Raw genomic sequence first — 19,090 nt, forward strand, 5'->3', positions numbered from 1 at the left:
GGCCGTTTTCATGTCGGCGGATGCTTGGGGCCGTCATCCGGACGCTATACAATCCGTCGCGCGACGCCGATACGGCGCCGGTTGCGGTCTGTCCGCCGGCCGGCGGCGACATCGCGCGCGAATCAGACGGGGACGGTTCCGCGCGGCACGCGATGCGTCGCGGTGCCGCGAGCGACCACGCGACGAAGCCGGCACGGTAAAGAACGCCAGGATGCCGGCTGGTGCGCGACGATAAAAAATCGACAGCATCACAACAACGATGGCCAACGGGAAACCGACGGGGCGGATCCTCGTGATCCGGATTGATTTTCTGGGCGACATGCTGTGCACGACCGCTTTTCTCGGCGCGCTGAAACAGCGCTGGCCGGGCAAGGAGCTGCACGTGGTCGCGAACCGCTACAACGCGGCCGCGCTGGCCGGCAACCCGGACGTGCACACGGTCCATACCTACGTGTACAGCCGTCAGTGCGAGCGCAACGACCGCCCTGGACGGATGCGCGCGTTCTTCGACCGGCTGCGGCTCGTGCGCCGGCTGCGCCGCCTGCGGTTCGACCTCGTGGTCGTGCCGAACGGCGGCATGCATCGCAGCAGCATCCGGTTCGCGCGGCAGCTCGGCGTGAAGGATTGCCGCTGGCACGATGCCGATTCCGAATTCGACGACCGCAAGCCCGACCATGTCGCGTCGCGGCCGATTTGCCATGAAGCGCTGTCGGGATTCCGGCTCGTGCCCGAACTCGGCCGCACCGATCTCGACGGTCTCGCGTTGTCCGTGCACCCGGACCGCGCGCTGCAGGACACGTGGTATCGGCTGCTCGGGCCGCGCACGAAACCGCGCGTCGGGCTGTTCGTGTCGAACAAGGCGGCCGAGCGGCGCTGGCCGGCCGATCGATGGCGCGACCTCGGCCGGCGGCTCGCACCGTTCGCCGACGTGATCGTGTTCCGCGATTCCGCCGTGTCGGCCGAGGCCGGCGCCGACCGCGATGCGTGGCGGGACGTCAACGCCCGGCATGTCGCGCCGTCGTCGGTCGTCGAACTGGTGGCCGCCGCGAGCCTGCTCGACGCGATCGTGTCGGCCGACAGCGCCCCCGTGCATCTCGCGTCGGCGCTCGGCGTGCCGGTCGCCGCGCTGTTCGAGGACCGCCCCGAGAAATACCGGCGCTGGCATCCGCTCGGCGTGCCGCACATGATCCTGCGGGCCGGCGCGACGGTCGACGCGATCGGCGTCGACGCGCTCGAGCGCGCGGTGCTTCATCTGTTGACGCAGGCCGGACAGCTCGACGACGCGATGGGGGGGGCGATGCCGCTCCCGGCCGCGACGCTCGCGGCACCCGCGGCACCCGCGGTCGGCGCGATCGTTTCGTAGCCCCCGGAAGGCCGGCGGCGCCTGCATTGCCGGCACCGCCATCGGACGCGCAAACGGGGCCACGCGGCGCGGCGGCGGCAGGCCCCGCCGTGCGTCGTTGCCTGCCGTGTTGCCAACCGCCGGCCACCGGCGACCGGCCGCCGCCCACCGCCAACCGCCAACCGCCAACCGCGGCACTTCGCCGACGCCCGCACCCGACGCCACGCCACCGGCCGCAAAATCCTGTACATTGCGAGCCTTGTCCAGCCAGCTAGACGGAACGATCGCCGTGGCCCTGTTTTCTTCCGCCCGCCCGCCCCGAACCATCCTCGTCGCAGCCCCGCGCCGTATCGGCGACGTGCTGCTGACGACGCCGCTCGTGCGTTCGCTGAAGGCGCGCTGGCCCGATGCGCAGATCGACATGCTGGTGTTTCGCGGCACCGAGGGTGTGCTGGAGCACAACCCCGACGTGCGGCGCGTGATCGTCGTCGCGCAGCGCGCGGGGTTCCGCGAGCGGCTGCGCGATGCGCTGTCGATGTGGCGCCGCTACGATCTCGCATGCGCGGCACTGAGCTCCGACCGGCCGCGCTTCTACAGCTGGTTCGCCGGCCGCAAGCGCGTCGGTCTCGTCGATCCGAACCGCGTCACGTGGCTGACTCGAATGATGCTGAACGGCATCGCAATCAATCATCACGAGTCCGCGCATACGGTCGTCAGCACGCTCGCACTCGCGCCGGTGATCGGCATCGAGCCGGTATCCGAGGTGGTCGCGCCGGGCATCGGCGACGATCCCGCGCGGCGCGCGCGTTTCGACGCGTGGCTCGCCGAATCGCCGGCGATCCGCGACGGCAAGCCGCTCGTCGTGCTGCATCCGTATCCGATGTTCCGCTACAAGCAATGGCGGCTCGAGGGCTGGGTCGAGATGATCGAATGGCTGCGCGCGCAGGGGTTTGCGATCGCGCTGTCGGGTGGCCCGGCCGATCGCGAGCGCGAGTACGCGGAGCAGGTCGCGGCCGAGGCGGGCGGCGACGTGCTGAACCTGGTCGGCCGCCTCACGTTCGGCGAAAGCGCGGAGCTGGTGCGGCGCGCGCGGCTGTTCATCGGGCCCGATACGGGCGCGACGCACGTTGCGGCCGCGACGGGCACCGACACGATCGCGCTGTTCGGTCCGTCCGATCCGGTGCGCTGGGGGCCGTGGCCGCAGCACTGGCCGGCGACCGAGAACCCGTGGGCGCTGCGCGGCTCCGCGCGGCACGGCAACGTATGGCTGCTGCAGGGCGAGGGCGATTGCGTGCCGTGCCGGCACGAAGGCTGCGAGCGCCATGTCGACAGCCACAGCGACTGTCTCGTCAATCTCGGCACGCAGCGCGTGAAGGCGGCGGCCGCCGAGATGCTCGGACTGAATCCGCCAGGCGCCGCCGGCGCGGTCGTCGACACGTCGCGACTGCATCGCGCGCGCCCGGACTGACGCGCGAAAGCGGTACGTTTCCTGAGTCGAAAAGCGGGGAGTGGCGACGCGTCGGCGCCGAGCGGCCGTGCTTCCGACAAGCGGCACGCATGCGCCGCCATTGAAGTCGTGGAAGCCGTAGAAGCCGAACCGGCGGCAGGCAGCAACGCACGCTGCCCGCCAGCCCGGCACATGATGCGTTACGCGCTGCGCCGGATCGCCGACGTTTCGCGCGGCAGTGCTTCCGTGCGCGCGCCGCAGCCGAGCAGGATCCCGGCGAGCAGCACCAGCAGGTGACCTTCGGCGAAATCGAGCAGCAGCGAATTCGCGAGGCTGCCGATCGCGAAGATCGCGAGCCACGCGAGCAGCACATGCCGCGAGCGCGGGTCGAGCGCGCGGCTGCCGCGCGCGATCTGCACGATCAGGTTCAGGAACAGCAATACGCCGAGCGTGCCGAGCTGCACGGCCATCAGCAGGTATTCGTTATGCGGATTCGACGTGAGCTGGCCTTCGGCAGCCGTCTTGCCGGCCGTGAGCTTCTCGAACTCGAACTCGAGGCCGCCGGCGCCGTAGCCGATCAGCGGGCGCTGGCGATACAGTTCGAGCCCCTTCTTGTACCACTCGAGCCGCAGCCCGGTCGACGTGACCGCATCGCTCTGCCGATACTGCTGCACTTCCGACACGACCTTCACGAGCCGGCCGTTGTGCACCGTGCACGCGGCGACGACGAGCGCGACGCCGGCCAGCACCAGCGCCCCGGCGGCGAGCCCCGCGCGCAGCGCCGACTGGCGGCGCAGCAGCAGCACGAAGCGCACCGCGACGACAAGGATCAGCAGCAGCGCGATGACCTGCCCGGTGCGTCCCTGCAGCATCACGAACACGTTGACCAGCGACCATGCGGCCACGGCGGCATACGCGGCACGCGACAGCGCGGTGCGGGCCGACAGCGCGAGGTCGGCCGCCTGGTAGAACAGCAGTGCGCCGAACATGCCGGCCGCGATGTGGTTCTTGAACACCCAGGCGCGCGACAGCGGCAGTTCGCTCGAATGCGCGGGCCCGATCGCGGTCAGCCCGAGATAGTTGGTGGTCGACAGCAGCAGGATCACGCACAGCGTGCCGAACCAGGCGCGCCGCACGATCGGCGCCCAGTTCGAATGGCGGAAGGCCAGCACGGCAAACGGCAGCAGCAACAGCTTGTCGTACTTGGCGACCCAGTTCCACGCCTTCGGGTGCGGCGCGACCGTATAGGTGACGCTCGCGGCCAGTGCCGCGAGGATCAGGAGCGCCGCGAGCGATGCCGGTTCGGTGACGAACGTGCGCAGGTCGCGCCAGAATTCGGGGGAGATGACGAGCGCGGCCGCGAACAGCCCGCAGAACACGTTGGTCAGCGCGGTCGAGACCGGCACCATGCAGAGCGCGACGACGGCGAAGGCGCGGGCGGCGGTCAGGCGCCGCGAGGCGGGAGCGGAAAACGAAAGCATCGGAACCTGTCGAATGGACGAATGCGGCATGCGGGCACCGTGCTGCGCGCCGCGCGTCCCGGCGGCACCGCGCGGGACGAAGCGCGCAGTATACGCGAAGCCGCGGGCGTTTCCGTGCCGTTTCCGGGGTCGGGTCAGCTGAACGCGCGCTTGATCCGCGAGCGCAGCAGCGCACGCTTCAGGCGCCCTTCGACGGCCGGCGTGTCGAGCGCGACGCGCGCGCCGGCCGGCTCGCCGCGATGCAGGTAATAGCGGTCGAACGTGGCCTGCGTCATGCCCCATTTGTTGAGGAACTGGCGGCGGCCGTCGTTCTTGACGATCTTGCCGGTGCTCTTCTGCTGGAAGTGATAGACGAGGCTGTCGCCGACGCCGAGGAAGATCCGGCAGCCGGCGTCCCAGAATTTCATCGAGAAGTCGTTGTCGCTGCTCATCCCCGGCGACAGTTCGCTGCTGTAGCCGCCGATGCGGTTCCACCAGTCGCGGTGCACGAGCGTCGGCGGCCAGGTCGAGCCGAGCCAGTCCGCGCGCGCGAGCCGCGGCGTGGCCGCGACGAGGCCGGCCGCGTCGAACTGTTCGGCGTCACGGCCGAAGTTGCTGACGACGACGCACGGGTTGCGCGTGTCGACCGGCTCGACCATCGTGCCGGACAGCATGAACAGGTCGGTCGGCATCTGCTCGATGCGCCGCACGAGCGCCGCGTCCCAGCCCGGGCAGCAGTACATGTCGTCGTTCATGTAGACGACGTAGTCGCGCGTCGCGCGGGCGGCGGCCAGGTTCACTGCATGGCAGATGCCGATGTTGGCCGGCGACGCGGTGTGCTCGATGCCTTCGCTGCGCACCCAGTCGAGCGTGCCGTCCGCGCCGTCGTTCACGTGCACGATGATCTGGTGGTCGTACGCCGAATGACGGCGCAGGCTGTCGACGACGAGCTTGAGGTACGGCAGGTTGTTCCAGGTCGGGATGATGATGGAGAACATGGCGGTCGGATTCGGTGGTCGTCGTATCGGCGGCGCGCAGCGCTGCGCCGTGCTCGGACGCGCATGGCGCGCGGGCAGCCCGGCATTGTAACGCCGGGCCGGCCGCATGCCGGCGGCCTCAGGGTGGCGGCAGGGCGGGCGCGCTCAGCGGGCCGCTTCGTGGCCGAGCTTCAGGAACCGGTAGTAGACGGTTTCCGCGTTGAACACGGCGATCATGAAGCCCGCGCGGCCGTCGAGAAACCCGCGCCGCAGCACGTAGGTCCGCACGAACGCCCATGCGGCGCGCGCGAGCGCCTTGCCGAAGCCGCCGCGCTGGCCGGCCGCGCGGCGCTGGCGCGCGCCGGCCGTCGAATACGCATCGAGCTTGCGCACGACGGTTTCGAAATCCTCGTATGAATAGTGCATCAGCTTGCCCGGCAGCCGCTGCGCGGGCGTGTCGAAGACGAGCCGTTCGTGCACCAGGTCGTCGGAGAAGCGGGCGGTGCCGCGCCGGAACAGGCGCGGCACCCAGTCCGGATACCAGCCGCTATGGCGGATCCACTGGCCGCAGAAGCTCGACAGCCGGTCGAGCGCGTAGACCTGCGCGGCCGGCGTGCGGATGGCCGCGCGGATCGACTGTGCGAGTTCCGGGCTGACGACCTCGTCGGTGTCGAGCGACAGGATCCAGTCGGTGTCGAGCGCGTCGAGCGCGCGGTTCTTCTGCGGGCCGAAGCCCGGCCAGTCGCGCTCGACGATCACGCGGGCGCCGTGCGCGCGGGCGATCTCGACCGTATCGTCGGTGCTGCCGCCGTCGATCACGACGACGTCGTCGGCGAAGGTCAGCGCGTCGAGGCACTGCGCGAGCCGCGCGGCCGCGTTGAGGGCGATGAGGGCGACGCCGAGGGTGGGTTCTGCCATGAAATCGTCGAAAAGGCGGAGAAAACGGTGAGCGGCAGTATACCCGCGCTCAGGCAGCCGGCCGCTTCGGCGACGGCCATGCCGGCGGGGGCGGTCCAGCTATAATGTTGGGCCTTTTTCGGCACCCGCCGGACGGGGCGAATTCCGGGCAGTCACGCCCCGGGCGCCGCGTCGCGGCTCAAGAAGGATTGCCTTGGAAACCCAGAACACTCTTCGCAAACCGATGGACGGCACCGGTACCTCGCCGCTCACGGTCCTCAAGCGCCTGTGGCCGTACATCCGGCCGCTCATCGGCATCGTGCTGCTCGCCGTGATGACGATGGGCGTCGTCGCGGCCACGGAAGCCGGGATCCCGGCGCTGCTCAAGCCGCTGCTCGACCACGGCTTCGGCTCGCACGGCAGCGACAGCGCGAAATGGTACGTGCCGATCGCGGTGATCGGCCTCGCGCTCGTGCGCGGCGTGTCGCAGTACACGTCGAATTACCTGCTCAACTACGTATCGAACCGCATCCTGCTGCAACTGCGGCTCGAGATGTTCCAGCGGATGCTCCACACCGGCGCGTCGTTCTTCCAGCGCGAGACCGCGAGCACGGTGATCAACGCGATCGTGTTCGAGGTCAACCAGATCCTGTCGGTGCTGACCGGCGTGATGGTCACGCTCGTGCGCGACTCGCTGACCGTGGTGTTCCTGCTCGGCTACCTGTTCTACCTGAACTGGCGGCTCACGCTGATCGTCGCGGTGATCCTGCCGGGCATCGGCTGGCTCGTCAGCAAGATCAACCGCCGCCTGCGCCGCTTGAACCGCGAGCACCAGACGCTGACCAACGAGTTGTCGTACATCGTCGAGGAGACGGTCGGCGGCTACAAGGTCGTCAAGGTGCACAACGGCGAAGCGTACGAGATGGACCGCTTCACGACGATGAGCAAGCGCCTGCGCGGCTACGCGATGCGCATGACGATCTCGGGCGGGCTCGCGCAGCCGCTCACGCAGTTCCTCGCGTCGATCGCGCTCGCGGTCGTGATCACGATCGCGGTCGTGCAGTCGACCAACGACCAGACGACGGTCGGCGGTTTCGTCGCGTTCGTCACGTCGATGCTGCTGGTGATTTCGCCGCTCAAGCATCTGATCGACGTCAACCAGCCGCTGCAGCGCGGGATGACGGCCGCCGAGCTGATCTTCGGGCTGATCGACGAGCCCGCCGAGCCGCAGGGCGGCGGCCGTGCGCTCGCGCACGCGCGCGGCGAGATCGAATTCCGCGACGTGTCGTTCGACTACGGCGCCTCCGAGCGGCCGACGCTCGACCGCATTTCGTTCAAGGTCGCGCCGGGCGAGATGATCGCGCTCGCGGGGCCGTCCGGCAGCGGCAAGACGACCCTCGTGAACCTGCTGCCGCGCTTCTTCGATCCGACGGGCGGCGCGATCCTGGTCGACGGCGTGCCGGTGGCCGACTACGACATCCACGCGCTGCGCGGCCAGATGGCGATGGTCAGCCAGGACGTCGTGCTGTTCAACGACACGATCGCCGCGAACGTCGCGTACGGGCAGACGCCCGACCGCGCACGCGTGCAGGCGGCGCTCGAGGCCGCGAACCTCGCCGACGCGGTCGCCGCGATGCCCGACGGGCTCGACACGCTGGTCGGCGGCAACGGGATGCGACTGTCGGGCGGTCAACGGCAGCGGCTCGCGATCGCGCGCGCGATCTACAAGGACGCGCCGATCCTGATCCTCGACGAGGCGACTTCCGCGCTCGATTCGGAATCCGAGCGTCACGTGCAGGCCGCGCTCGAGCGGCTGATGGAAGGGCGCACGACGCTCGTGATCGCGCACCGGCTGTCGACGATCGAGCGCGCGGACCGGATCCTCGTGCTCGAAGCCGGCAAGATCGTCGAAGAGGGCAGCCACGACGAGCTCCTGCGCCACGGCGGGCTGTACGCGCACCTGCACCGGATCCAGTACCAGCAGCAGGCGGCGTGACACAAAGTCGGGTCGCACCCGTGTGCTAGTCTTGATTGGGCAAGTCCAGTTGTTTCCGGTTCGACGTGACAACACGGAGGGAAGGACGATGAGGAAGATGCACGGGATGATGCTGGCCGCGCTGGTTGCGGCGGGTCTCGCCGCGCCGGTCGCGATGGCGCAGGGGCACGGCAACGACGATAACCACGGTGACCACGGCAATCACGGCATGCACCGCGGCCACGGTCCGAAGCACATGCCGCCCGGCCAGGCGATGCATCGCGACGACGACGTACCGCCGCGCTGGGCCGACCAGCCGCGCCGCGACTGGCACAAGGGCGACCGGCTCCCGGACGAATTCCGCGATCGCCAGTACGTGGTCGACGACTGGCGCGGCTATCGGCTGAGCCCGCCGCCGCGCGGCTATCACTGGGTCGGCGTCGGCGGCGACTATCTGCTCGTGCAGATCGGCTCGGGCATCGTGCTGCGGGTCGGTCCATAACACCTGCCATACCGGCCACACCTGCCGCCGCTCATCGCTTCATCCGGATGCCGGGGCGTGCGTCCCGGCATCCGCGTCACTTGTCCTGGTCCGACTTCGCCGCCCGGCGGAACCAGCGTCGCTCGATCCGCGACATTGCCCAGCACACCGCCAGCGCGCAGACGGTGCCGAGCGCGACTTCCCCGAGCCGCATCAGCGGAATGTCCCACAGCGGGCCGTTGCCCGGAAACAGCAGCACGATCGTCGCGGTGACGCCGCCGAGCCGCGCCGCGCTGCCGACGTTCAGGCACCAGCAGCCGACGATCGTGATCGCGACCGCGATCGCATAGGCGACGAGGCGATCGCCGCCGAGCGCGGCCCCCGCGAAGCCGACCACGCCGCCGATCATCGCGCCGATGAACTGGTCGCGCGACAGCGACATCGTGTCCGAATAGTTGTGCTGCGTGACGGCGATCGCGGTGATCGCTGCCCACACGGCCTGCTCGGTGTGCAACGCGCGGCCGATCGCGTACGCGAGGCACGCGCCGCACACGGCCTGCAGCGCCATCAGCGCGCCTTGCGTGAGGCGTTCGCCGAAAGTCAGCCCCTTGAACAGATCGAAGATCGACTGCTGGATCTGCTGGCGGGCTTCGTTGAGGGTCCTGATCGTATCCATCGTGTCGGCCAAGAAGCGGGGCGGCGGTGCGTGTGTCAGTGCGCCTGTTCGGACGAGGCGGCGGCCGGCGTGCCCTCGGGTGCGTCGCCGTTCTCGACGCGCGTTTCGGGCATCGCGAGCCAGACGAGCAGGACCGCGAGCGCACCGGCGGCGGCTAGCCCGAAGAAGCTGATCGCATTGCCGAAGTGATCGGCGACATAGCCGGCCACGGCCGTGCTGAGCGTCGCGCCGATCCCGGCCGCGAGCCCGAACAGCCCGATGCACAGGTTGTAGCGGCCCTTGCCGCCCGCGACGTCGGCCGCGATCAGCGGCAGCATCACGCCGAACACGGCCGCGCTGATGCCGTCGAGCATCTGCACCGGCACGAGCAGGTACGGGCTGCTCACGCCAGCGAACATCAGCGCGCGCACCGGCAGCGCGGAGAAGCCGAGCAGCAGGATCGGCCGGCGTCCCCAGCGTTGCGAGGAACGGCCGACCCACGGCGACAGCATCGCGACGATCGCCTGCGGCACGATGATGCACGCGGCGATCACGAGCTGCACGTTCTCGCCCATCCCGGCCGTCACTTCGCCGGCCGCGAGGTTGAGCATCGCCGCATTCGACAGGTGGAACAGCACGACGCACGCCGCGAAGATCAGCATCCGGCGATCGCGCAGCAGTTCGAGCAGCGTCTCGCGGTGCTCGCCTTCGTCGTGATCGTCGGGTTTCGACGATTGCGGGATCACTTCGTGCGTCGGCTGGATCATCGCGAGTGCGAACAGCGCGGGCAACGCCAGCACGGCGGTCAGCCAGAACACCGCGCGCGCGGAGAAATACTCGCCGGTGAGCCCCATCAGGCCCGCCGCGACCGCGCTGCCGATCGACGCCCAGCGTGCGTTGCGGCCGAGCCGGTCGCCGAGATCGGCGCGGCCGACCAGCGAGAACGAGATCGCGGCCATCGCCGGCACGAGCATGCAGCTCGCGAAGCCGTGGAACACTTCGGCCGCGATCACCGGCACGATCGTCGGGCTCGACGCGAGCAGCACCGCGGACAGGATGATGGCCGCGATCGCCCACGCGGCCGCGCCTTTCTTGTTCTTCAGCGCATCGACGGCCGCGCCGCCCGGCACCTGGCTGACCATCGCGCTGATCGTGCCGATCGACAGCACCATGCCGATCTCGCCCTGCGTCCACTTGTGCGACGCGAGGTAGGACGCGATGAACGGACCGAACCCGGTTTGAACGTTTGCAACGAAAAAGTTGAGCCAGTCGAGGGACCGCAGACTGCGCACGCTGACGGAATGCTTGATCGTCATCGGGTGGCACTCGCAGACGAAGCCGGCACCGGTGCCGGAGCAACGGGCGGGAAGACCGCGACGATCGGCTTGTCGGCCGCGTAGGGCGGCGACGCCTTGATCTGCGCATCGTTCAGGTCGAGCTGCGGATGCAGCGCCTTGTCGCGCGTGACGAAGCGCAGCGCGCCCCAGCTCGCGGCGATCGAGCGGCGGTCGGTGTTGACGAGCCCGCCGAGGTCGAGCACGACCGCCTGCGGCTGCGCGGCGCGGTCGATCAGCACGTCGACGATGCGGCCGATCTTCGTGCCGTTCGGGCGCTCGACATCGCTGTCGAGCATCGGCAGTCGCGTCGCGGGCGACGCCGCGGCCGAACCCGACAGCGGCACGGCCTTGGGCCGCGCGGCCGGGGGCAGTTCGCCCGACGGCACGTCGAGCACGATCGGCTCCTGTTTGCCGCCCGGCGTGAAGCGGAACACGTTCCACGGGAAGATGACCTTGCGGTCGCCGACGCCCATGAAGCCCTGCAGGTTGACGATCATCTCGCGCGGCTTGCCGCTCGCGTCGGCCACCATGTCGACCGCGCGGCCGATCACCTTGCCGTTGCGGCGCGCGACCTCGCTGTCGAGCAGCGCATGGATCTGCGTGCGGTCGAGCGGGCGCGTCGCGACGATCGGGGCGGGCGGTGGTGGCGGAGGCGTCGGTGTTTCGGGGCGCTGCACGGGTTTCGGCCGCGTCACTTCGCGGTGCGGTTTCTTCGGTGCTTCCGGCGCTTCCGGTTGCGTCGGCGCCGGCACGGGCGGCATCGTCAGCGGTTCGCCGGCGGTTTCCTCGACGGGTTCGACGAGCGCTTCGCTGATCGGCGCGGGCGGATTCTGCGTCGGCAGCAGCCCGCAGCCGGACAGCAGCGCGGCGGCGAGAACGAGGAAGACCGTCGAGGACGGGAACGACATGCGGGATGCGGGAAACGGAAATCCGCCGCTCATTGACACTCACTCCATGGGTCGGGGGCCGGGCCCGGAGGCGCGCGGCTGGCGATGGATGGCGGGTGCGGGCGGCGCACCACGCGAGGTGAGAGTTTAACGTGTCTTCCTTTCAGGACCGATTTCTGCGGAGGATTGGACGCGGGATGGCGGGGAAAGGACCGGAACAGGGCAGGGAATAGCAGGAAAACGGCGAAGTAGGAAAACGACAGGTAAAGGGCAGGGAAAGGGGCAGGTAAACGGGCGGGGATCGATCGCCGAGAGCGGGCGCCCGCCATCGGATCCCTCAGCGCGCACGGCACCCGACCGTCGACGACAGGTCGGGCGCCGCACGGGCCGCCGGCGTGGCGTTACTTGACCAGCCCGCCGAGCGTCGTCGTCACCGGGGCGAGCAGGCCGCCGCCGGTCTTCGACAGCGCGCCGGTGCCGCTGCCGCCCGCCAGGCCGCCGACCGGCGCGCTGCCGGCCGCCGCCGTCACGGTGCCGACCGCCGAGGTGAGCGCGCCTGCCGGATTGCCGCCGCCCGTCGCGCCGCCGAGGGCGCCGGTCGACAGGAGCCCCGTCACCGGGGCGAGCGGATTCGTCGCGGCGCTGCCGCCGCCGAGCAGCGCCGTGCCCGCGGTGGCGACCGTGTTGCCGGTCGCGGTCACGACGTTGCCGACGCCGGTCGTGACCGGATTGTTGCCGGTGTTCGCGAGCGTCGTGCCGGCGTTCGCGACACCGTTGCCGACGGTCGTCACGAGATTCGTCAGCGGTGCGCCGAGCGGCGTGCTCGCCGCGGCCGTCTGCGTGAGCGAGCCGACCGTCGTCGTGATCGGCGTGATCGCCGAGCTGGCCGCGCCCGTCACCTGCGCGACCGGGCCGGTCGACAGTTGCGTGCCGAGCGTCCCGCCGCCGCCCGCGATCGTGTTGCCGAGCGTCGTCACGGCACCGCCGACGGGCGATGTGACGGGCGCGAGCGGCGCCAGCGCCGAACCGCTCGCGCCGAGACTCGACACGACGCCACCCGTCGCGGCGACGGCCTGGCCGAGATTCGTGACCACGCCACCCGTGCTGGCGACCGTCGTGCCGACCGGATCCGACGATGCGCCGAGCTGGCCGAGGCCCGAACCGAGACCGGTGCCGAGCGTCGTAACGGCGGCGCCGACGTCCTGCACCACCGTGCCGAGCCCTTGCGTCGTCGCGGGGTTCGTGCCGGGCAGCGTTTGCGACGCGATTGCCGTGCCGACACCCGATACCGCGCCGCCGCCGGCCGTCACGATGTTGCTCGACGCCGCGGTCGTCTGGCCGACGCCGTTGGCCGACGTGCCGCTCGAGCCGTTCCCCGTGCCGCCGGTCGATGCCGTCGGATCGCCGGACCCCGACCCGGAACCGCCGGTGCCCTGGCTCAGCGAGCCGGAGCCGCCGCACGCGGACAGCGACATCAGCGCCGCGGTACCGGCCGCGATCATGATCATTCGGAGTCCTGCTTGATGAATGGTGGGCGTGTTCATGTCGTCCTCGTCTCGATTATGGAAATGGATCAGGCGGCCTTCGTGTGCGCCGGTGTGTCGTCGCTGCGGAAGGGACGCGGCGGGCGCATCGTCGTTGTCTCCCTGATTGGCCTGTCGCCGTGCCGCGTATTCGCCTGAGTCGGAACCCGGAGCGCTTGCAGGACGCATTGCGTTGCATTCTTTCGTCTTGCTTGCCGATCGTGCCGGAAATCACCGGATTCGTACGATCAGAGTAGGTCCACGGCGGCGAGACGTCTTTTAATGATCGTTAAATTGAAGTAAGCGTCCGATTCACTGCCGGAATCGGGGTAATCACGATCGACACGAGGTGAGCCGTGTGATGGAGGCGGGAGGGACGGTGCGAGGGGAAGGCGGGACGGCGGCGCCTGCCTGGCCCGCCGTCGCGGCGGGCAGGCGCGGGCGCTGCCCGAGGGGCGGCGTAACGGCGGCGTCAGGCGTCCGGATACCACGCGTCGGTGAATTCGCTGACCCGGACGTCGGTCAGCTCCGGACGTGCGGCCAGCCACGCCCGCACGTTCTCGCGGTCGGCGTCGGTGGTCGTGCCGCGCGGCGCGCCGGAGATCACGTAGGCGCCGATCCCTTCGTCAGCGGAGGCGACGGTCAGCAGCCCGTTCGCTTCGACGAAATCGATGAACGCATCGATCAGCTGGCCACGCTCGAGGTCGGACAACTCGTTGCGGTATTGCGCGGCCGCGTTGAACGCGAGTTCCTGGAACTCGGCGATGTGGAGTTTCTTGCGCTGGCGGCGGTTGTGGCGTTGGCTCATGGTGTGTGGTGAGTGAATGTGAGGGGGAAAGGATAGCGCGGCGGCCGCTGCGGGCACGATGTCGACGTGCCGCGCAGCCCGCGCACGCAGCGAGTGGCCCGAGCGTTGCGTCGTCGCGATATCGGTTTGTCGCGCGGTTGATCATGAAACCATTGTTAAACAATCGATCGACCGGGATTTCTCGGCGTGGCTTGGCCCGGCGGCTCATCGCGCGTATGACCGAATGATACAGGGATGGCGAGCCGCTTCGGCTTTGCTAAGGTCGGCGGCTATTCGAACAACAACGAGGGCCGTATGTCGGACAATCGCTATTCATACAATGGTCATGTCGATCTCAAGCCGGCGGATTTGTTTTTCTGGATCGCGATCGATGAGATCCAGCGGCGCGTCGGGTTCGATGACCTTGCGGCCGCTTCGGCCATGTTGCTGGGTCAAGCCGATGTGCCGGCACCAGGAAAATTCGCTGCGGCGACCAAGGGCACATCGGTCGCCTCAATTGCTGCGCGCAAGCTGTTGCCGATTCAGATGAGAATGCGATTGCCAATGATCATGTCGGTGGGCGCTCAGGGTGTACGTATCGCGTCCACGCGGAATCTCGGTGCATGGGTCGGCCGAACCATCCCCGTGGTCGGGGAGTTGTTCTTGGCCGCCGACGCGGCCGTCATCATGTTCAACACGGTGCGTCGCTACAACGCCGTCGTCAAACTTGAAAACAGGGTGTTCTGATCGTGTCTGCCGCTAGGTGGGAAAAGCTTGCCGCATTTGCGCGCGAAGAGCTCGGTCGCCCGTTGTTCGGCGGCCAATTGCGAATCGAGCCGTCGTCACGTCTCGAGGAGGATCTGCGCGTGACGGGAATCGATGCAATCGAATTCATCGACAAATGGGCCGAAACGTTCGGTGTGAATGCTGCCGAATTCCCTTACGACCGCTACTTCGGCCCTGAAGGGCAGGAGATGGTGACGACGTTTCTCGCGCTGTTTTCCGAGCGTTACCGGAAGCGACCGCGTGTGCCCCTTACCCTCGGCATGCTGGAAGAAGCAATGCGCATCGGCCGATGGGATACGGACGCGATCGAGAGCGTTGCACGAGACCAGGTCGCTCGTGGGAAATGAGCCCACGAATCGGCGAAATGCAAAAAGCCCGCTTGCTGTCGCAAAGCGGGCTTCGATGTTTGGTTGCGGGGATAGGATTTGAACCTATGACCTTCGGGTTATGAGCCCGACGAGCTGCCAGACTGCTCCACCCCGCGGCGCGAATTATAGTGACACTGCTGCGGTGCGTCAAATGCTTAGTGACCAAAGTTGAAATCAAGCGGCCGTGCTTCGCTCGCCAGCGGGCGCTTACGTTGCCCGAGCCCTCGCAGCTCGGCGTGCCAACTGATATTTTTGCTCGATGCCCGCGGCAAGGGTGGGGGGCGATCTCCCGATTCGGAGATCGCCGCGCATGACCTTACATCAGCACGATATCGTACTGTTCCTGGCTCAGGTTCGACTCGACCTGCAGCGACACCGGCTTGCCGATGAAGTCGATCAGCATCGCGAGATGCTGCGACTCCTCGTCGAGGAACAGGTCGATCACCTGTTGCGCGGCGATCACGCGGAATTCGCGCGGATTGAACTGGCGCGACTCGCGCAGGATCTCGCGCAGGATGTCGTAGCACACGGTGCGCGACGTCTTCACCTGGCCCTTGCCCTGGCAGGTCGGGCACGGCTCGCACAGCACGTGCGCGAGCGATTCGCGCGTGCGCTTGCGCGTCATCTCGACGAGCCCGAGCTGCGAGAAGCCGTTGACCGTCACGCGCGTGCGGTCGCGCGACAGCGCCTTCTTCAACTCGGACAGCACCGCGTCGCGATGCTCGGCGTTCTCCATGTCGATGAAGTCGATGATGATGATCCCGCCGAGGTTGCGCAGCCGCAGCTGCCGCGCGATCGTATGCGCGGCCTCGAGGTTGGTCTTGAAGATCGTGTCGTCGAAGTTGCGCGCGCCGACGTAGCCGCCGGTGTTCACGTCGATCGTCGTCATCGCCTCGGTCTGGTCGATCATCAGGTAGCCGCCCGACTTCAGGTCGACGCGGCGCGACAGCGCGCGCTGGATCTCCGTCTCGATGTTGTACAGGTCGAACAGCGGCCGCTCGCCGGTGTAGTGATGCAGCTTCGGGCTCACCGCCGGCGTGAATTCGTTCGCGAATTCCGCGAGGCGCTGGTACGTCTCGCGCGAATCGACCTGGATGCGCGTCGTGTCGTCGTTCGCGAAATCGCGCAGCACGCGCTGCGCGAGATCGAGATCCTGGTACAGCAGGCTCGTCGCCGGCAGCCGCTGCGCCTGGGCCACGATGGTCGTCCAGGTCTTGCGCAGGTAGGCGACGTCGCCGGCCAGTTCGTCGGAGGTCGCGTCCTCGGCGATCGTGCGCACGATGTAGCCGCCTTTCTCGTCCGGCGGGATCACGGCGGTCAGCCGCGCACGCACGGCCTCGCGCTCGGCCTCGCTCTCGATCTTCTGCGAGATGCCGATGTGCGGCTCCTGCGGCAGGTAGACGAGCGTGCGGCCCGCGATGCTGACCTGCGTCGACAGTCGGGCGCCCTTCGTGCCGATCGGATCCTTGATCACCTGGACCATCAGCGTCTGGCCTTCGAACACGGTCTTCTCGATCGGCTGGTGCGGCGCGCCCGACTGCGGCTCGCCCGCGAGGCGCGGATGCCAGATGTCGGCGACGTGCAGGAACGCCGCGCGCTCGAGACCGATGTCGATGAACGCCGACTGCATGCCGGGCAGCACGCGCACGACCTTGCCGAGGTAGATGTTGCCGACCCGCCCGCGCGACAGCGTGCGCTCGACGTGAAGCTCCTGCACCGCGCCTTGCTGGACGAGTGCGACCCGCGTTTCCTGCGGCGTGAGGTTGATCAGGATTTCTTCGTTCATGGTGCGATTCAGAAGGCGACGCGCGCGGTGCGCAGCAACGCGGCAGTCTCAAAAAGGGGCAGACCCATGATACCCGAATGGGAACCGTCGATTCGCTCGATGAATTCGGCCGCGCGTCCCTGGATCGCGTAGGCGCCCGCCTTGCCGAACGGTTCGCGGGTCTCGACGTAGCGCTCGAACGCGTCGCGCGGCGCGGCCGAAAAGCGCACCGACGAGCGCGACAGCGCGGGCGGCAGCAGTTCGCCGTCGGCGCCGACCACCGCGACGGCGGTCAGCACCTCGTGTTCGCGGCCTGCGAGGCGGGTCAGCATCGCGAGCGCGTCGTCGGCATCGGCCGGCTTGCCGAGGATCGCGCCGTCGATGGTCACCGTGGTGTCCGCAACCAGCACCGGCGCGGCCGGCTTGCCGCTCGCGACGAGACGCGCCCGCGCGGCCTCCGCCTTCGCGACGGTCACGCGCTGCACGTACGCATCGGCGGCTTCGCCGGGCAGCTCGGCTTCGAGCGCCTCCGCGTCCTCGTCGGGGCGCGGCAGCAGCAATTCGAAGCGCACGCCGATCTGCTGCAGCAGCTCCTGGCGGCGCGGGCTTTGCGAAGCGAGGTAAAGGGTCGGGAAAAGGGCAGGGGGCGTGCTGGACGGCATGGTGTCGTTATCTCGTTGAGCGCGCGCGGCGCGCGTCCCGAGGACGGCACGTCATGCGCGATGGTAGGGGTGATTCTGCGTGATGCTCCACGCGCGGTAAAGCTGTTCGGCGAGCAGCACGCGCACCATCCCGTGCGGCAGCGTCATGCTCGAGATGCGCAGCAGCAGGTCGGCGCGCGCCTTGAGTTCCGGATCGAGCCCGTCGGCACCGCCGATCACGAACGCGACGTCACGGCCGTCCTGCTGCCAGCCGGGCAGCGCCTGTGCGAGCTGCATGGTGGTCCAGTCGCGGCCGCGCTCGTCGAGCGCGACGATGCGCGCGCCCTTCGGCAGCGCGGCCTCGATCTTCTGCCGCTCGGCCGCCATCACGCTTTCCGCGCTGCGGCCGCCCGAACGCAGTTCGGGCTTGATCTCGCGCAGCTCGATGCGCAGCTCGGGCGGCATCCGCTTCGTGTATTCGTCGAAGCCGGACGCGATCCAGCCGGGCATCTTGTGGCCGACCGCGAGGATGAAAAGCTTCATCGGGACGACTCGCTGCGGCTCAGCGGCGGCGGGCAGCCGTCTTGCGCGCCGGGCGTGCCGGCGCTTCTTCCTCGTCGTCCTCTTCTTCGCTGGCGGTAGCGAGACCGTTCGGACCCTTGCCGCCGCCGAGCTTCATCCGCACGGGCTTGTCGCCCCAGATTTCCTCGAGGTTGTAGTACTGGCGCAGCGCCGGCTGCAGGATGTGCACGATCGCGTCGCCGCAGTCGACCAGCACCCATTCGCCGGTGTCTTCGCCCTCGGAGCTGACGATGTCGCCGCCGGCTTCCTTGACCTTGTCACGCACGCTCGATGCGAGCGCCTTGGTCTGGCGGTTCGACGTGCCCGACGCGACGATCACGCGGTCGAACAGTTCGGTCAGGTGGCTGGTGTTGAACACCTTGATGTCTTGCGCCTTGATGTCTTCGAGAGCGTCGACGATCACGCGCTGCAGTTTGCGGATATCCATGGAATCAGGAATGGTAGAGACGATGTTGAAGAATATAGGCCCAGACGGCGGCCGGCACATGCTCGGCCGACGCATCGGGCATTTGCGCGTGACGCGCGATGCATTCGCGCAGGTGCGCGCGGATGTCGGTTGCGGCGATATCGAACGCCAGCGTCGTGTCGATCAGCAGGTGGCCGGCCGGCGTCGCTTTCAGCACGTCGGCACCGGCCTGCCGCCGCGCGATTTCCTGCGCGACGTCCGGCGGCGCCGCGCCGAGGTCGAAGCCCGGGCGCGTCGACGCGCACACGTGCGCGTAGTCGAACAGCTTGCGCCAGTCGCGCCACGTGTCGAGCCGCACCAGCTGGTCGGCGCCGATCAGCAGCGCCAGCGATGCATCGGGGCCGATCCGCTCGCGCCAGCGTGCGAGCGTCTCGACCGTATAGGTCGGCCCCGCGTGCTCGATCTCGTCGGTCGCGACGGTGACCGTCACGCCGGGCAGCGACAGCGAGCCGGCAGCGGCGCGCGTCATCGCGAGCCGGTGCTCGGCGGCCGACACGTCGCGCTTCTGGTAAGGCTGCCCGGCGGGCAGCAGCGCGAGCTCGGTCAGGCCGAGCACGTCGGCGAACCGGCGCGCGAGCGCGAGGTGGCCGTCGTGGATCGGATCGAACGTGCCGCCCAGCAGGCCGATACGACGTGACAGCGGCTGCGGGGCGGGGCGGGTGGTGGTGTCCAGAAAAACGTGTCCTGTTCTTGAGGCGGCGGGGCGCGGCGGGC

Annotated in this window: 19 protein-coding genes and 1 tRNA gene; 6 read left to right on the forward strand and 14 right to left on the reverse strand. The window is 68.8% G+C overall.

Annotated elements, in window-relative coordinates; translation table 11 throughout:
- Positions 1-259: 259 nt before the first annotated feature.
- Positions 260-1,363: a glycosyltransferase family 9 protein gene (locus tag PL79_RS16775; RefSeq protein WP_044844720.1), complete on the forward strand. Its 1,104-nt coding sequence runs from the start codon at positions 260-262 to the stop codon at positions 1,361-1,363.
- Positions 1,364-1,631: 268 nt separating this feature from the next.
- Entirely contained in the window at positions 1,632-2,810 is a 1,179-nt protein-coding gene (locus PL79_RS16780) for a glycosyltransferase family 9 protein (protein WP_044844719.1), read from the forward strand.
- A 179-nt stretch (positions 2,811-2,989) separates the two neighbouring features.
- On the opposite strand, the gene PL79_RS16785 is transcribed toward PL79_RS16780, so the two are convergent.
- The 3 genes from PL79_RS16785 to PL79_RS16795 form a co-directional block, all read right to left on the reverse strand.
- Entirely contained in the window at positions 2,990-4,270 is a 1,281-nt protein-coding gene (locus PL79_RS16785) for an O-antigen ligase family protein (RefSeq protein WP_044844718.1), read from the reverse strand.
- 134 nt (positions 4,271-4,404) lie between these two features.
- Positions 4,405-5,247: a glycosyltransferase family 2 protein gene (locus PL79_RS16790; protein WP_044844717.1), complete on the reverse strand. Its 843-nt coding sequence runs from the start codon at positions 5,245-5,247 to the stop codon at positions 4,405-4,407.
- A gap of 144 nt (positions 5,248-5,391) precedes the next feature.
- Positions 5,392-6,144, reverse strand: a complete 753-nt coding sequence (locus PL79_RS16795) for a glycosyltransferase family 2 protein (protein ID WP_044844716.1) — start codon at positions 6,142-6,144, stop codon at positions 5,392-5,394.
- A 223-nt stretch (positions 6,145-6,367) separates the two neighbouring features.
- On the opposite strand from PL79_RS16795, the gene msbA reads away from it, so the two are divergent.
- Together msbA and PL79_RS16805 are read left to right on the forward strand one after the other, a co-directional pair.
- Positions 6,368-8,119, forward strand: a complete 1,752-nt coding sequence (gene msbA, locus PL79_RS16800; protein ID WP_044844715.1) for a lipid A export permease/ATP-binding protein MsbA — start codon at positions 6,368-6,370, stop codon at positions 8,117-8,119.
- Between the two features lie 88 nt (positions 8,120-8,207).
- Positions 8,208-8,600 (forward strand): RcnB family protein, encoded by a 393-nt coding sequence (locus PL79_RS16805; protein ID WP_044844714.1) that lies wholly within the window; start codon positions 8,208-8,210, stop codon positions 8,598-8,600.
- 76 nt (positions 8,601-8,676) lie between these two features.
- Here PL79_RS16805 and PL79_RS16810 read toward each other — a convergent pair whose 3' ends face one another.
- The 5 genes from PL79_RS16810 to PL79_RS16830 form a co-directional block, all read right to left on the reverse strand.
- Positions 8,677-9,255: an FUSC family protein gene (locus PL79_RS16810; protein ID WP_044844713.1), complete on the reverse strand. Its 579-nt coding sequence runs from the start codon at positions 9,253-9,255 to the stop codon at positions 8,677-8,679.
- 35 nt (positions 9,256-9,290) lie between these two features.
- Positions 9,291-10,550 (reverse strand): MFS transporter, encoded by a 1,260-nt coding sequence (locus tag PL79_RS16815; RefSeq protein WP_044844712.1) that lies wholly within the window; start codon positions 10,548-10,550, stop codon positions 9,291-9,293.
- Positions 10,547-11,512: a PRC-barrel domain-containing protein gene (locus PL79_RS16820; protein WP_044844711.1), complete on the reverse strand. Its 966-nt coding sequence runs from the start codon at positions 11,510-11,512 to the stop codon at positions 10,547-10,549. Before PL79_RS16820 ends, PL79_RS16815 begins: the two co-directional genes overlap by 4 nt.
- A gap of 347 nt (positions 11,513-11,859) precedes the next feature.
- Positions 11,860-13,002 carry a collagen-like triple helix repeat-containing protein gene (locus PL79_RS16825; RefSeq protein WP_044844710.1) on the reverse strand — a complete coding sequence of 381 codons (1,143 nt, stop codon included), beginning with the start codon at positions 13,000-13,002 and terminating at the stop codon, positions 11,860-11,862.
- 451 nt (positions 13,003-13,453) lie between these two features.
- Positions 13,454-13,789: a YggL family protein gene (locus PL79_RS16830; RefSeq protein ID WP_044844709.1), complete on the reverse strand. Its 336-nt coding sequence runs from the start codon at positions 13,787-13,789 to the stop codon at positions 13,454-13,456.
- A 294-nt stretch (positions 13,790-14,083) separates the two neighbouring features.
- Between PL79_RS16830 and PL79_RS16835 the strand changes: the two genes are divergently transcribed.
- Positions 14,084-14,515 carry an STM2901 family protein gene (locus PL79_RS16835; protein WP_044844735.1) on the forward strand — a complete coding sequence of 144 codons (432 nt, stop codon included), beginning with the start codon at positions 14,084-14,086 and terminating at the stop codon, positions 14,513-14,515.
- Between the two features lie 2 nt (positions 14,516-14,517).
- On the forward strand, positions 14,518-14,901 hold the full coding sequence (locus PL79_RS16840) for a DUF1493 family protein (RefSeq protein WP_044844708.1): 384 nt from the start codon (positions 14,518-14,520) through the stop codon (positions 14,899-14,901).
- Positions 14,902-14,961: 60 nt separating this feature from the next.
- Here the strand turns inward: PL79_RS16840 and PL79_RS16845 are convergent.
- From PL79_RS16845 to PL79_RS16870, 6 genes are all read right to left on the reverse strand, one after another.
- Positions 14,962-15,038, reverse strand: a tRNA-Met gene (locus tag PL79_RS16845).
- A gap of 200 nt (positions 15,039-15,238) precedes the next feature.
- Positions 15,239-16,708 carry a ribonuclease G gene (rng, locus tag PL79_RS16850; RefSeq protein WP_044844707.1) on the reverse strand — a complete coding sequence of 490 codons (1,470 nt, stop codon included), beginning with the start codon at positions 16,706-16,708 and terminating at the stop codon, positions 15,239-15,241.
- A gap of 8 nt (positions 16,709-16,716) precedes the next feature.
- The gene (locus tag PL79_RS16855; RefSeq protein ID WP_044844706.1) at positions 16,717-17,349 is read right to left on the reverse strand and encodes a Maf family protein; all 633 of its coding nucleotides are present in this window, start codon (positions 17,347-17,349) and stop codon (positions 16,717-16,719) included.
- Positions 17,350-17,400: 51 nt separating this feature from the next.
- A complete protein-coding gene (rlmH, locus tag PL79_RS16860; RefSeq protein ID WP_044844705.1) occupies positions 17,401-17,871 on the reverse strand; it encodes a 23S rRNA (pseudouridine(1915)-N(3))-methyltransferase RlmH in 471 nt (156 codons plus the stop codon).
- Between the two features lie 19 nt (positions 17,872-17,890).
- Positions 17,891-18,337 (reverse strand): ribosome silencing factor, encoded by a 447-nt coding sequence (gene rsfS / locus PL79_RS16865; protein WP_044844704.1) that lies wholly within the window; start codon positions 18,335-18,337, stop codon positions 17,891-17,893.
- A 4-nt stretch (positions 18,338-18,341) separates the two neighbouring features.
- Entirely contained in the window at positions 18,342-19,049 is a 708-nt protein-coding gene (locus PL79_RS16870; RefSeq protein ID WP_082088490.1) for a nicotinate-nucleotide adenylyltransferase, read from the reverse strand.
- Positions 19,050-19,090: the final 41 nt, after the last annotated feature.

The organism is Burkholderia sp. USMB20, assembly GCF_000949135.2.
Lineage (GTDB): Bacteria > Pseudomonadota > Gammaproteobacteria > Burkholderiales > Burkholderiaceae > Burkholderia.